The sequence below is a fragment of the Tateyamaria sp. 7Alg 36 genome, from assembly GCF_059882455.1.
The window spans coordinates 533,273-546,234 of record NZ_CM187613.1; the positions used below are offsets into that span (position 1 = coordinate 533,273).

At 61.3% G+C, this 12,962-nt stretch carries 15 protein-coding genes; 5 read left to right on the forward strand and 10 right to left on the reverse strand.

Annotated features, from left to right (window positions below; translation table 11 throughout):
* Positions 1–91 precede the first annotated feature (91 nt).
* The 6 genes from AC6GQJ_RS02585 to AC6GQJ_RS02610 all read right to left on the reverse strand — a co-directional run bounded on the left by AC6GQJ_RS02585 (position 92) and on the right by AC6GQJ_RS02610 (position 5,637).
* The gene (locus AC6GQJ_RS02585) at positions 92–1,132 is read right to left on the reverse strand and encodes a substrate-binding domain-containing protein (RefSeq protein ID WP_500771474.1); all 1,041 of its coding nucleotides are present in this window, start codon (positions 1,130–1,132) and stop codon (positions 92–94) included.
* Positions 1,133–1,261: 129 nt separating this feature from the next.
* Positions 1,262–2,323 carry a sensor histidine kinase gene (locus AC6GQJ_RS02590; protein WP_500771476.1) on the reverse strand — a complete coding sequence of 354 codons (1,062 nt, stop codon included), beginning with the start codon at positions 2,321–2,323 and terminating at the stop codon, positions 1,262–1,264.
* A 12-nt stretch (positions 2,324–2,335) separates the two neighbouring features.
* The gene (locus AC6GQJ_RS02595; protein WP_500771478.1) at positions 2,336–3,523 is read right to left on the reverse strand and encodes a trans-sulfuration enzyme family protein; all 1,188 of its coding nucleotides are present in this window, start codon (positions 3,521–3,523) and stop codon (positions 2,336–2,338) included.
* 48 nt (positions 3,524–3,571) lie between these two features.
* On the reverse strand, positions 3,572–4,105 hold the full coding sequence (locus AC6GQJ_RS02600; protein WP_500771480.1) for a gamma carbonic anhydrase family protein: 534 nt from the start codon (positions 4,103–4,105) through the stop codon (positions 3,572–3,574).
* Positions 4,102–4,755: a guanylate kinase gene (gmk, locus tag AC6GQJ_RS02605; RefSeq protein WP_500771482.1), complete on the reverse strand. Its 654-nt coding sequence runs from the start codon at positions 4,753–4,755 to the stop codon at positions 4,102–4,104. The genes AC6GQJ_RS02600 and gmk overlap by 4 nt, the downstream gene beginning before the upstream one ends.
* Before the next feature lie 3 nt (positions 4,756–4,758).
* Positions 4,759–5,637 carry a YicC/YloC family endoribonuclease gene (locus AC6GQJ_RS02610; RefSeq protein WP_500771484.1) on the reverse strand — a complete coding sequence of 293 codons (879 nt, stop codon included), beginning with the start codon at positions 5,635–5,637 and terminating at the stop codon, positions 4,759–4,761.
* 223 nt (positions 5,638–5,860) lie between these two features.
* Here AC6GQJ_RS02610 and AC6GQJ_RS02615 point away from each other — a divergent pair, with 223 nt between their 5' ends.
* The gene (locus tag AC6GQJ_RS02615; RefSeq protein WP_500771486.1) at positions 5,861–6,577 is read left to right on the forward strand and encodes a PAS domain-containing protein; all 717 of its coding nucleotides are present in this window, start codon (positions 5,861–5,863) and stop codon (positions 6,575–6,577) included.
* An 83-nt stretch (positions 6,578–6,660) separates the two neighbouring features.
* On the opposite strand, the gene AC6GQJ_RS02620 is transcribed toward AC6GQJ_RS02615, so the two are convergent.
* Entirely contained in the window at positions 6,661–8,034 is a 1,374-nt protein-coding gene (locus AC6GQJ_RS02620; protein WP_500771488.1) for a class II 3-deoxy-7-phosphoheptulonate synthase, read from the reverse strand.
* A 187-nt stretch (positions 8,035–8,221) separates the two neighbouring features.
* Here AC6GQJ_RS02620 and AC6GQJ_RS02625 point away from each other — a divergent pair, with 187 nt between their 5' ends.
* The 3 genes from AC6GQJ_RS02625 (at position 8,222) to AC6GQJ_RS02635 (ending at position 9,756) form a co-directional block, all read left to right on the forward strand.
* A complete protein-coding gene (locus AC6GQJ_RS02625; protein WP_500771490.1) occupies positions 8,222–9,226 on the forward strand; it encodes a GlxA family transcriptional regulator in 1,005 nt (334 codons plus the stop codon).
* Positions 9,227–9,298: 72 nt separating this feature from the next.
* Positions 9,299–9,475, forward strand: coding sequence for a hypothetical protein (locus AC6GQJ_RS02630; RefSeq protein ID WP_500771493.1), 177 nt, complete (start codon positions 9,299–9,301; stop codon positions 9,473–9,475).
* Positions 9,476–9,528: 53 nt separating this feature from the next.
* Positions 9,529–9,756, forward strand: coding sequence for a hypothetical protein (locus tag AC6GQJ_RS02635; protein WP_500771495.1), 228 nt, complete (start codon positions 9,529–9,531; stop codon positions 9,754–9,756).
* Here AC6GQJ_RS02635 and AC6GQJ_RS02640 read toward each other — a convergent pair.
* The 3 genes from AC6GQJ_RS02640 to AC6GQJ_RS02650 form a co-directional block, all read right to left on the reverse strand.
* The gene (locus tag AC6GQJ_RS02640; RefSeq protein ID WP_500773783.1) at positions 9,703–10,434 is read right to left on the reverse strand and encodes an RlmE family RNA methyltransferase; all 732 of its coding nucleotides are present in this window, start codon (positions 10,432–10,434) and stop codon (positions 9,703–9,705) included. The two genes, AC6GQJ_RS02635 and AC6GQJ_RS02640, sit on opposite strands and share 54 nt — an antisense overlap.
* A 114-nt stretch (positions 10,435–10,548) precedes the next feature.
* On the reverse strand, positions 10,549–11,673 hold the full coding sequence (locus AC6GQJ_RS02645) for a Ppx/GppA phosphatase family protein (protein ID WP_500771497.1): 1,125 nt from the start codon (positions 11,671–11,673) through the stop codon (positions 10,549–10,551).
* A 92-nt stretch (positions 11,674–11,765) separates the two neighbouring features.
* Positions 11,766–12,425, reverse strand: a complete 660-nt coding sequence (locus AC6GQJ_RS02650; protein WP_500771499.1) for a sulfotransferase family 2 domain-containing protein — start codon at positions 12,423–12,425, stop codon at positions 11,766–11,768.
* Positions 12,426–12,634: 209 nt separating this feature from the next.
* On the opposite strand from AC6GQJ_RS02650, the gene AC6GQJ_RS02655 reads away from it, so the two are divergent.
* Positions 12,635–12,931 carry a virulence factor gene (locus AC6GQJ_RS02655; RefSeq protein ID WP_500771501.1) on the forward strand — a complete coding sequence of 99 codons (297 nt, stop codon included), beginning with the start codon at positions 12,635–12,637 and terminating at the stop codon, positions 12,929–12,931.
* Positions 12,932–12,962 lie beyond the last annotated feature (31 nt).

Sequence of the window (12,962 nt, forward strand, 5' to 3'; positions counted from 1 at the left end):
TTTGGCAGAATGGTCCGCAGATGGACCGGATGAAACGGGTCGGGGATGGCGTCGACCGCCACCCCCGTTCATGTCAGAGGGTCGCAGCCAATTAGCTGCCGCCGCCCAATGTTGTTTCGGCTTCTACTGCTGCCTGTGTGGCAGACAGTTCAGGGTCAGCCACCAGACCGTAAGCGGCCAGCGGGCCTTCGCCGCCTGCGATTTCGTCAGCGATGAAGAAGGACGCGTATTCCTTCAGGCCGGGGATGACGCCGATGTGCGCTTTCTTCACGTAGAAATACAGCGGACGCGACACAGGGTATTCGCCGGTCGAGATCGTCTCGGTCGATGGCGCAACGCCGCCCATTGTCGCGACTTTCAGCTTGTCTGTGTTGTTCTCGTAGAACGCCAGACCAAAGATGCCGATACCGTTGGGGTTGGCGTCGATGCGTGCCAGTGTTTCGGTGTAGTCACCGTCGATGTCGACCGATGCGCCGTCCTGACGGACGTCGATGCAGGTATCTTCGGCGTCGTCTTCGGACATGCCCGATTCAATCATCGCGGCCAGTGCGCCTGTGTCTTCACAGCCTTGCAGCAGCACTTTGTCTTCGAACACTTCGCGTGTGCCGTGCTTGGTGCCGGGGATGAAGGCAACGATGTCTTCGGCAGGCAGGTCGGCGTTGAAGTCGGCCCACTGTGCGTGCGGGTTGTCAACGATTGCGCCGTCTACCAGCACTTTGGAACCCAAGGCGTTGAAGATGTCGGCAGGTTCGAACGCGGTGTAGTCGGGACCGTTTGTTTGCGAGGCGAAAACGATGCCGTCATAGCCGATGCGTACTTCGATGATGTCGGTCACGCCAGCTTCGGCGCAGGCCTTGATCTCTTTGTCGCGGATTTTGCGCGAAGCGTTGGCCACGTCGATTGTGTTCTCGCCGACGCCTTCACAGAAACGCTTGAGACCGGAGGAAGACCCACCAGATTCCACAACCGGTGTCGGGAAGTCGAAGTTGTCGCCAAAGGCTTCGGCAACGATGGACGCATAGGGCAGAACGGTAGACGAACCGGCAACCTGTACCTGATCACGGGCAACAGCAGTGGTCGCTGCCATTGCGGACAGGGCCAGTGCGGAAGTGGAAAGTTTGACAAAGGACATGAATGTCTCCTGTTAAGCAGTGATGATGATCCCCCCCTCGGGAACCTTGTCGCCCGTCTACGGGTGTCGCGCGATGCTTTTGTGACACTTGCGTAACAGTTTTATGACAGCGGCAGATTCATCGCCTGCTTAGGCGGAATTTTCCTGAATCGGCAGGATAACGGTAAAGGTCGCGCCCTCGCCAAGGGTGCTTTCCACCCGCAACCGCCCGCGATGGCGGTTGATGATGTGTTTGACGATGGCAAGGCCAAGGCCCGTGCCGCCCAAGGCGCGGCTGCGGTGATCGTCGCTGCGATAAAAGCGTTCGGTCAGGCGCGGCAGGTGGACGGGGTCGATTCCGGGGCCATAGTCGATCACTTGCACCCGTGCACCGGCGGTGCGCAGGGCGGGTTCGCGCGCACTGGTGGTCAGGCGCACAGTCAGACGCCCGCCCGCGCCACCATATTTGATGCCGTTTTCGATCAGGTTGGTGAAAACCTGTTTCAGCTGGTCCGCATCGCCGTTCATCCGCACCGGATCATCCGGCAGATCGACCTCTAGTTCCACATGCGCCTCGTCCGCCAGATGACGCAGGGTGCGCAGGGTCGAATCGATCACATCGTTCAGCACAACACTTTCGGTGGGGCGCACCCGTTCGTCGCCCTCTACGCGGTTCAGCGACATGAGGTCACCCACCAGCCGGTTCATGCGCTCGGCCTCGTCCTGCATGATGTCCAGAAACCGGATCGAGGCGGCGCGATCCTCGCGCGCAGGGCCCCGCAGTGTCTCGATAAATCCCATGAGCGCGGTCAGCGGCGTGCGCAACTCGTGGCTGACATTGGCTACGAAATCGCGCCGCATCTGCCCCGCCTGCTCCACATCTGTAATGTCTTCGAACACCAGAATGGCCACCCCTGCCCCGTCCGCGCCCACATCGGGTGCGGCGCGACAACTGACGCGAAAGGTTGTGTCCTGCGCGCCGTCATTGGCCAAATAGGACGTGCTGCGCGCGCGCCCGTCGCCAAGCGTCGCCTCGATCGCGTCCACAATCCCGGGCTGGCGCAGCATGGTCACATAGTTGCGCCCGATGCTGTGCTGCCCGATCAGGGTCAGGGCCTCTGTATTGGCGGCAATGATCCGTTCCGAGGCGTCGATGGCCAGTGCAGGCAGCGGTAACGCCGCCAGAACGGAGTCCAGTACAGTCGTGCCCATGACAGACCCCTTTTAGGTGGTTGCCGCCTCGACAGCGCGGGTGAACACCTCGCAAAGGGCATCCGGATCCTCAAGGCCGACCGAGACGCGGAAGAACCCTTCGGACATGCCCAGTTCGGCGCGGCTTTCCGGCGTCAGGCCCCGATGCGAGGACGAGGCGGGATGCGACAACGTGGTGCCCACATCGCCAAGTGTCGGCGCAAAGCTGAGGCCCTCGGCACCGCGGGCCAGCGCGTTGGCGGCGGTACGGGTCGTTTCCGTCAACTCAAAGCTGACCATGTTGCAATACTGCCCCTTCAGCAGCGTCTGCGCGCGGCTGTGATCGGGGTGGTCGTGGCGTGCGGGGTAAAGAACGCGCTTTACACCGGGCAGTGTCGCAAGGTGATCGGCCAGACGTTGCGCCGTGGATTGCGCACGTTCGAACCGCAGCGCAAAGCTGAGCATGCCGCGTTCCGCAAGCCAGCAGTCAAACGGGCTGGGCGTCATGCCGGACGTCACCGTGAACACGCGCAAACGGTCGTTCAGCGCCGCATCCTTTGCTGCGACATAGCCAAGCATCACATCCGAGTGCCCCGCCAGCAGCTTCGTGACCGAATGGATCACAACATCGGCGCCGAAATCAAAGGCACGGAAGGCACGCGGGGTTGTGAACGTGTTGTCCACCACCAGAAGCACGCCTTTTTCCTTGGCCAGCGCTGACAGGCCCAGAATATCGGCCACGCGCAGGGTCGGGTTCGACACGACCTCAACCAAAATCAGCTTGGTCTCGGGGCGGATCGCGGCGCGCACGGCGTCGATATCACCGGGATCGACGAGGGTTGTCTTGATGCCCAGACGCGGCAGGTCTTCGGACATCATGCGCATGCTGCGCCCGTAGAGCTGGTTGCCACCGATCACGTGATCGCCCGACTGGGTCAGCCCCAGCAGCACGGCAGACACCGCCGCCATGCCGGATGCGGTCATCACGCCCATATGCGGCGCGCTTTCCATGGCGTCGATGGTCCGCGCCACCACATCGGCGTTCGGGTGCCCTTCGCGGCTGTAGGTATAGCCGTGCAGACCGCCCTCGTATTGCGCGTCCAGCATGTCCGGCGTTTCAGAGGCGTACACCACCGACGGCGACAGGGGGGTGGCCACGGGGCGCGAGGCGCTTTCCGGCAGTGGCACGGGGCGCATGATCGAACCGATTTCGTTTTTCATAAAAAGAGTACTTTCCTTAAGCTGCCAGAGCGGCAAGCGGCGTTGTCGTCAGGCCGGTCCGTCGCATACGGTCATCGTATCGCGGAACCGGCGCATGTTTTCCTGATAGTGCAAGGCAGAGGCGCGCAGGCGCTGGATGGCGTCCTCGTCCAGCGGGCGCACGACCTTGGCAGGCATGCCCATCACGAGCGACCCGTCAGGGATTTCCTTGCCCTCGGTCACTAGCGCCCCTGCCCCGATCAGGCAGTTCTTGCCGATGCGCGCACCGTTCAGCACGGTCGCACCCATGCCGATCAGCGTGTTTTCACCGATGGCGCAACCATGCAGCATGACCTTGTGCCCGATGGTACAGCCCGCCCCGATGGTCAGTGGGAAACCGGCGTCGATGTGCATGACGCAGTTTTCCTGCACATTGGTGCCTTCACCGATGCGGATCACCTCGTGATCGGCGCGAATTGTGCAACCGAACCAGACACTTGCGGCGCGTTCCAGAACCACTTTGCCGATCAGGTTGGCATCCGGTGCTACCCACGTGTCCTCGGCAATTTCGGGGGCGTCATCGCCCAAAGCATACAGGGTCATTTCAACTCCTCGAACTCGGTCTGAAGCTTGCGCACATGGTCCGTCAGGTCGGGCTGCTGCAACCGGCGCAGGCGCGTGGCCTCGACAATGGTTTTCAGCTTTGCCTCGGTCTGGTCAAGGTCGTCATTCACCAGCACGTAATCGTAGCCGCCCCAGTGGCTGATCTCGTCCCAGCTTTTGAGCATGCGGCGCGCGATTGTGTCCGCGTCGTCCTGCGCCCGGGTTTCCAGACGGCGGCGCAACTCGGCAATCGACGGCGGCAGGATGAAAATGGACAACGTGTGTTGGCCAAGGGACGAATTGGTGATCTGCTGCGCACCCTGCCAGTCGATGTCGAACAGCACATCGCGCCCGCTGTCGATGGCGGCCTGCACCGGGCCCTTGGGCGATCCGTAGAAGTTGCCGAACACATGGGCGTGTTCCAGCATCTCGCCATCGCTGACCTGTGCCTTGAACTCTTTTTCGGTGATGAAATGGTAGTGTTCGCCATCAACCTCGCCCGTGCGCGGTGCGCGGGTCGTGGCCGAGACCGAGAACGCCAGATCATTATCCCAAGCGCGCAGCCGTCCGGCCAGCGTGCTTTTGCCCGCCCCTGAAGGGGACGACAGAATGATCAGCAATCCGCGCCGCGTAGGTGTCGTTTCGGTCATCTTTTATTCCACGTTCTGAACTTGTTCGCGCATCTGGTCGATCAGGGCCTTAAGCGCGAGACCAACGCGGGTCAGCTCTGCGTTCTGGGCCTTGGCGCAGAGGGTGTTGGCCTCGCGGTTGAACTCCTGCATCAGGAAATCCAGCTTGCGCCCCACACTGCCGCCGGTGTCGAGCAAGGCACGCGCCGCAACGATATGGGCGTGCAGGCGGTCGATTTCTTCGGTCACGTCGGCCTTGACGGCCAGCAGGGCAAGTTCCTGCGCCACGCGGTCGGGATCGGCCCCGTCGGTGTTGTCCAGAACGCGGGCAAGGTTGTCCTTGAGGTTCTGCGCCACTTCATCACGGCGGTCAGCGGCCAAAGTCGTGGCTTCTTGCGTCAGGGATGCCATTTCATCCAGTTGCCCGCTCAGCACCTTGTGCAGCGCCGCCCCTTCGGACAGGCGCATGGCGTCGAACGCATCCAGCAGCGCGGGCAATTCAGCCAGCAATGCAGCGCGCAGCGGGGCCGGATCATCTGCGGTCACGCCCTGTTCCAGCACGCCGCGCATCATCGCAATGTCGCTGGCGCGGGACGGCGCAAGGGACAGGCCGTGTTCCATCGCTTCGGCCTCGATCTCAAGCAGCAGTTGCACGGAGGCTTTCATTTGCGCGGTGTTCAGTGTGACCGACGCGGTTGCATCCTCGCGGTTGATGCGCAGCGACAGGGTGACATTGCCGCGTTTCGCCCGCGCCTGCACCAGCGGTTTCAGCGCCGCCTCAAGCCCGTCGATCCAGTCTGGCACGCGCAGGCGCACGTCCAGCCCTTTGCCATTCACGCTGCGGATGTCCCAAGACCAGCGATGCACGTCCAACGCCCCCGATGCCGCCGCAAAGCCGGTCATGGAGCGCAATTCATGTCCTGTCGATTTTTGTGTCATGCCTTGCGTTTAGGGTGTCGCAAACGCTTGGGCAAGCCAAAGCCTGCCCGCGATGCACCCACCAACCTGTTAACCAACAGTAAACTTCACGCCTCAAATTTCCTAAAATTTGGTCCATATTGAACGGAACACGAGCCACGATCCGCCGGTTTATTTGGAAACCCAGAGCGATGAAGAGATGCACAAGATGGACAAATCACCCCACAGCCCTCACAATATCCTCGATATGACAGAGTTTCGCCCAGAGGCTGGCTATTCCGCGATTTCCCAGGTCGAGGCCTATTGGGAAGCGTTGCGCGGCGCGCGCCTGATGCCCAAGCGGTCAGAGATCGACCCCCGTGGGATCGAATCCGCCCTCGAATACACCTTTGTTCTGGAACGTATCGCGCCTGGCATGGCGCGTATCCGCATTGCGGGCAGCCAAGTGGGTGATCTGATGGGAATGGAGGTGCGCGGCATGCCGTTGACCTCGCTCATCACCCCGCCCGGACGGCGTCAGATCAATGACCTGCTTGAGGAAGTGTTCCAGCGCCCCGCCACCTGCGAAGTGCGCCTGAATGCCGAAACCACTGCGACCAAGCCACCGCTTGACGGACGACTGATGCTGTTGCCGCTGAAAAGCGACCTTGGCGATGTGAGCCGCATCTTGGGTTGTCTGGTCGCAAGGGGCGAGATCGGCCACGCGCCGCGCCGTTTTGATGTGGTTGGCGCAAAGATACGGGCGATTACTGCTCAGACGGGCGCGCCCACGACCCTGCCTGTGGCCCCTGTGCCTGCCCGCGATGTGCCGCCCGAAGCGCCGAGCGCCAAGGCAGACGGGTTTGCCGAACCATCGCGACCGTTCAAGACGCGCACACCGCGCCCCGATGTGCCTTACCTACGCGTTGTGCAGTCTGACGACTAGAACGCTGCACAGCGCCCCGAAACGCAAAACGCGCGCGCCATTCCGGCACGCGCGTTTTTTTTGTGTCTTAAGGGCTGCCGGCCTTAGCTGGCAGCGCGGTCCGCACGACGGGCATCGCGCATGTCCGACAGTTCCTCGGCCACGAGGAAGGCCAGTTCCAGCGATTGCGACGCGTTCAGGCGCGGATCGCACGCGGTGTGGTACCGGTCGCTCAGATCCTCGTCCGTCACGGCGCGCACGCCGCCGGTGCATTCGGTCACGTCCTGTCCGGTCATCTCGAAATGCACACCACCTGGAATGGTGCCTTCGGCGGTGTGGACGCCAAAGAATTCGCGCACTTCACGCAGCACAGAATCGAAGGGCCGCGTTTTGTAGCCAGTCGAGGATTTGATCGTGTTGCCGTGCATCGGGTCGCAAACCCATGTCACGTTGGCACCTTCCTCACGCACGGTGTTGATCAGGCGTGGCAGGTGTTCACCCACCGAACCCGCACCGAAACGGGCGATCAGCGTCAGGCGGCCCGCTTCGTTTTCTGGGTTCAGCTTGGCCATCAGCGCCTTGAGGTCTTCGGACGTCATGGTTGGGCCGCACTTGAGGCCAATCGGGTTCAGCACACCGCTGGCGAATTCCACATGCGCGCCGTCAGGCTGACGCGTGCGGTCCCCGATCCAGACCATGTGGCCCGACCCTGCCAGCCATTTGCCAGAGGTGGAATCAAGACGGGTCAGCGCCTCTTCATATTCCAGCAGCAGGGATTCGTGGCTGGTGTAGAACTCGACCGAGGAGAATTCATGCGTGGTGTCGGCATCAATGCCTGCCGCCGCCATGAAGTCGATCGTATCCTGAATGCGGTTGGCGATTTCCATGTATTTCTGGGTTTCCGCCCCTTCGGCAAAGCCCAAGGTCCACGAATGCACGTGGTGCATGTCGGCAAAACCGCCCGTCGAAAAGGCACGCAGCAGGTTCAGCGTTGCCGCCGCCTGTGTGTAGGCCTGCAACATCTTCTTGGGGTCGGGAATGCGCGCTTCGGGGGTGAAGTCCAGCTCGTTGATGATATCACCACGGTAGCTGGGCAGTTCCACACCGTTCACGGTTTCGGTCGGCGCCGAGCGCGGCTTGGCGAACTGGCCCGCCATGCGCCCCAGCTTGATCACCGGTACTTTGGCGCCATAGGTCAGCACCATCGCCATTTGCAGCATGACCTTGAACGTGTCGCGGATGCCATCCGCGCTGAACTGGTCAAACGCCTCGGCGCAATCGCCGCCTTGCAACAGGAACGCATCCCCGCGGGACGCATCGGCAAGGTGCTTTTTCAAGCGGCGGGCTTCGCCTGCAAAAACCAGCGGCGGATATTTCGAAAGCTGCGCCTCAACCGCGTTCAGGGCCGCAGTATCGGTATAATCGGGCATCTGTACCCGGGGCTTGGCGCGCCAGTCAGATTTTGTCCAATTGCTCATCGTCTCTCTCCGCAAAAAAGTGTTGGCGGTAACGCCGCCGAAACCCTCTATACAAAAGGCATCTCGGCATGGCCATATCACAAATGCGCCCTCTTGACGTCGCTTATGGCGCGTGCACAAACTGCGCGTCATGCGGAACGGCGGCAACCTTGCGACCTGTCTCTGCCAGCTTAGGATCATTGCCGCGATGTCTATGACGCGTCACGCCACACGGACCCAACCCGAGGTCGACAAGCCCAAGCGCTATGTTTTCGTTCTGTTGGAAAATTTCACACTGCTGTGTTTCTCGGCCGCGCTGGAAAGCCTGCGGATCGCCAACCGTATGGCGGACAAGGAACTTTATACGTGGCGTATCATCGGTGAAGGCGGCGATGTGGCCTTTTGCTCGGCTGGAACGGGGTTCAAGCTGGACGGTGATCTGGACGAGATCGGGCGCGATGACACGATCATGGTGTGCGGCGGCATCGACGTGCAATCCGCCACCACCAAGAAATTGCTCGGCTGGCTGCGCCGTGAGGCGCGCAAGGGCGTGCCGGTGGCCGGTCTGTGCACGGCGGCCTTTTCGCTGGCCAAGGCCGGTTTGCTGGACGGCAAACGCGCCACGACCCATTGGGAAAATCAGGACAGCTTTGTCGAGGAGTTCCCCGAGGTCGAGTTGACCAAGTCGGTTTTCGTCATTGATGACAAGAGGTTGACCACGGCGGGTGGCACATCGTCGATTGATCTGATGCTGAAACTGATTGCGGACGACCACGGTGAACAGATCGCCAGTGCCGTGGCGGACCAGCTTATTTATTCCTCGATCCGGACCGATCAGGATACGCAGCGCCTGTCGGTGCCGACCCGTATCGGCGTGCGCCATCCCAAGCTAAGCCAAGTCATCCAGATCATGGAACAGAATATCGAGGAACCGATCAGCCCGTCGATCCTTGCCCAAGATGTGGGTATGTCCACGCGCCAGCTTGAACGCCTGTTCCGCCGCTATCTCAACCGCTCGCCCAAGCGGTATTACATGGAATTGCGGTTGCAAAAGGCGCGCAACCTGCTGATGCAGACGGATATGAGTGTGATAAACGTGGCCCTCGCCTGCGGCTTTGCCTCGCCTTCGCATTTCTCGAAATGCTACCGCGCGCATTATGACACGACGCCCTATCGCGAACGTGGCACCCATGCCACGCGGCTGTCGATCTAGGCCGAAAATGCCCCGAATTTGCCTTTGAACGCGCCTATACCCGCCGGATTGGGCGGATAAGGCACGCGGACCATGACCCGTTTTTGTTCAGATATGACGCGCCACATGCGCCTGTTCGAGTTGATCCGCCAGCAAAACCTTGCGCTGATGCGGGCGCGGCGGGCCACTATGGCCGATGCGCCCGTTCCGGCGGCAGTACTGGACAGGATTGCCGCCCAAGCGGTGCGGTCGCTGTTGGCGCGGGCCTAGGTTATCCGCGCCGCTTTGCTCTTTTTTAAAAGGTTTGGGGTTCAGTGGGCGGTATGACACGTCCCGCCCCTGCCCCGTCTGCCGAGCTGCCCCGCCATCACCGCGTCTTTGCCTTGCTGCGCCACCAAGGGATGGGCCGCGACCGTGCTGTCGATCCGCCAGACGAACGACAACGCGCCGCACAGGTCACGGCATTCCAGACCTACGCAATCACATCGCTGCGCCGGTCAGTCCCGTTCGGGATCGGCGCGGAAACCGGTGGCGACCACAAATTTCTCTGAACTGTCGGCGCGCGACGCAGGCGGTTTCACATTCGCCACTTTGGTAAACCGTTGCTTGAGCAGTTTTTGAAGCGACCCTTCGGCCCCGCCTGCCAGCGTCTTGGCGACAAAGGTGCCACCGTCTTCCAGCACGTCAAAGGCGAAGTAAGCCGCCGCTTCGCACAGGGCGATGATGCGCAAGTGGTCGGTCTGTTTATGCCCTGACGACGATGCAGCCATGTCCGACATCACCACGTCGGCCTTGCCGCCCAGCCATTCCTTAACCTTGAGGTCGGCATCGTCTTCCATGAAATCAAGCTGGTGCAATTCGCAGCCCGCAATCGGCTCCATCTCCTGCAAGTCGATGCCCAGAATGGTGCCCACAGCCTTGCCCGAGCGTTCGCCCAGCACGTTGCAGCGTTTTACCGCCACCTGACACCAGCCACCCGGTGCCGCGCCAAGGTCGACAATCCGCGCCCCCGGCACGAGAAAGCGGAACTTGTCGTCGAGTTCGAGGATCTTGTACGCCGCCCGCCCGCGATAGCCTTCGGCCTGCGCGCGTTTGACATAAGGATCGTTCAACTGGCGTTGCAGCCAGCGGGTCGAGGACAGCTTGCGCCCGCGCGCGGTCTTGACCTTGACCTTCAGGTCGCGCTGTCCGCGACCGGATGTGTTTTTGCCTGTCGGGGTCTTGACCACGGTACTCACCTTATTGCTTGCATTTCTGCGATAGCGCGCCGGCGCGCGCGCTTCAAGTTCCCAACCCATATGGGATGGATCGGCGTAGGTACAATCTTGCCTTCGCGTTTGCAATCAGACCGATTGGTCCTCAAGCACACCATCCGCACTCATCTGCGCATAAAGCAGACCCTCGCGCAGACCACGGTCGGCCACGGACAACCGGTCGGTCGGCCAGCAGCGCATCAGTGCCTGCAGGATCGCCGCGCCCGACATGATCAGCGCGTGACGGTCCGAGCCGATACGCGGATCGGCACGCCGCCCGCCTGGCCCCATGTTCAGGTATGACCGGATCACCGCGTCGATCTGCTGGGACGACATGCGCAGCCCATCCACCTTGGTGCGGTCATAGCGTTTGAGGCCCAGATGCGATGCCGCAACCGTTGTGACCGTGCCGGAGGTGCCGACGATCTGGAAACGCTCGGTCGGTTCGGTGGCGTGATAAGGAGAGAAATCGGCGAGGTTTTCTTCGAAAAACCAGCTCATCAGCGCGAAACGTGCGGCATCGTCTTCCACGTCGTTGAACTGTTCGCGCAAGGTCGCCACGCCCAAAGGTACACTAATCCAGTCGACCACACGCGCCTCGGGCACGTCGCTCACCGCCTTGATGAACCCCGAATGCAGCCGCATGATCGCCTGCGGGCGGTCCATATTGGGCACTTTGGACAGGTCGATCCACACCAGTTCGGTGGACCCGCCCCCGATATCCACCACCAGCAGGTTCTCGGTCTTGGGGCTGACCAGCGGCGCGCAAGAGATCACGGCAAGGCGCGCTTCTTCCTCGGTTTCGATGATGTCGAGGCGCAGGCCGGTCTCGCGGTGCACGCGTTCGATGAAATCACGCGCATTGACCGCGCGGCGGCAGGCTTCGGTTGCGACCAACCGCATCCGCCGCACCTTATGCCGCTTGAGTTTTTGCTGACAGATCCGCAGCGCCTGTACTGTGCGCGTCATCGACCCGCGGGACAATTTGCCCGAGCGTTCGAGGCCAAGCCCGAGTTGCACGGATTTGGAGAAACTGTCGACAACATGAAACCCCGCACCGCGAGGCTCGGCTATCAACATACGACAACTGTTCGTGCCCAGATCCAGCGCGGCATAAAGCTCGGGCGATCCGGGGGCACGTGGCACGGGCTGACCCCCCTGATAGGGAGGCCGGATGTTTGTCGCGCCCGCACCATGGGGACGCTTTGGCGCCATCTTGCTGCGCCTTTCATATCGAGTTGAGAAAACGATAGGTCGTTGAGCGCGCTGGCGCAAGTGGCTAGGCGCGCATCAATGCGACCTTCACCTCACGCACACTGGAACGGGTTGGTGAAATAGGCCCGCAGATGGCTGTATTCGTCCTTAAGCCGTGCCGCCAACACCCGATGGGTTTCCGGCTTCAGATCATCCAGTGTCAGCTTCGCATCCGATGAATTGAAATGCGGCACACGCACCTCGCGGTTCAAATGCGTGCTCAGATCGTCTTGCAGCGCCGAAATCTCGCTGGTGCGGTAGACGCGGCTATAGCGGCCCAGATCGGCCCCGACAAAGATGGATGTGGGCAAAGCATGGTGTTTGATCGACGACGCCACAGCAATGTACGGGCTGAGGTTCTGGAAAAAGTAATCCGGATCGGGATCGGCAGGCAGGTTGACGCGACCGTGCTTGATCTTGCGGCAATTGTGCAATTCGCGCCGGGCGACGACGCGGTTGGTATAGACCGCGAGCAGCCTTTTGAGCGGATCGCGCACGACGGTGAACCGGAAATGGTCCTGCACATGACGCCAGCGGTGCTGGCGGAACCGCTGTGTGGGGTAAATCCTGTGCACCTCGCGCTGTTCGAATTTGGCGGGGTCTGATTTGGGCTGCTCGGGGTCTAGGGATGCGAGGGTCGCCTTAATTGACGAACAAGCCGCTTTGGGCACGGCCATATAGGCCAGCCGCGCTGTGTCTACTCGAATTACCATGTTCCTGCTCAATGTTTTTATGAGTTTTTTTCAGCTTACCGCACATCGGCTTTCCGGCCAGACATCGCTACATCATTTGTATGGTGCTGTTGCCAAAGCGACTCACCTTTGTGCGACAGGTCGCAACGGCGCGCGGTTCTGTCGAAAACATGCCGTGCGCAACCAATCTCGTGCCGTAACACAAAGGCACGGCTAACCGGAGGAATCACATGCCCGACGTAACTATCGTTTACTGGCGCGACATCCCTGCGCAGGTGATCGTGGGCAAAGGCCGTCGCGGTGCAAAGCGTCAACTGGCCGAACGGTTCGAACAGGCAATCGACCGCGCTGCGATGAAAGTGAATGCCAAGGATGCCGATGCCTACCTTGCCGAATGGCGCAAGGCAGATCCCTACCCCGTCGAAGGGGAGCAGTCCGCCGTGGCCGAGGCCGAAGCGCTGCGCCTTGAGGCGGAATATGACACGGCGCGCATCAAGGCGCTGATTGACAACGAAGGGTGGGCCTGACCCCTACCCTCTGATACGCGAAAGGTGCCGC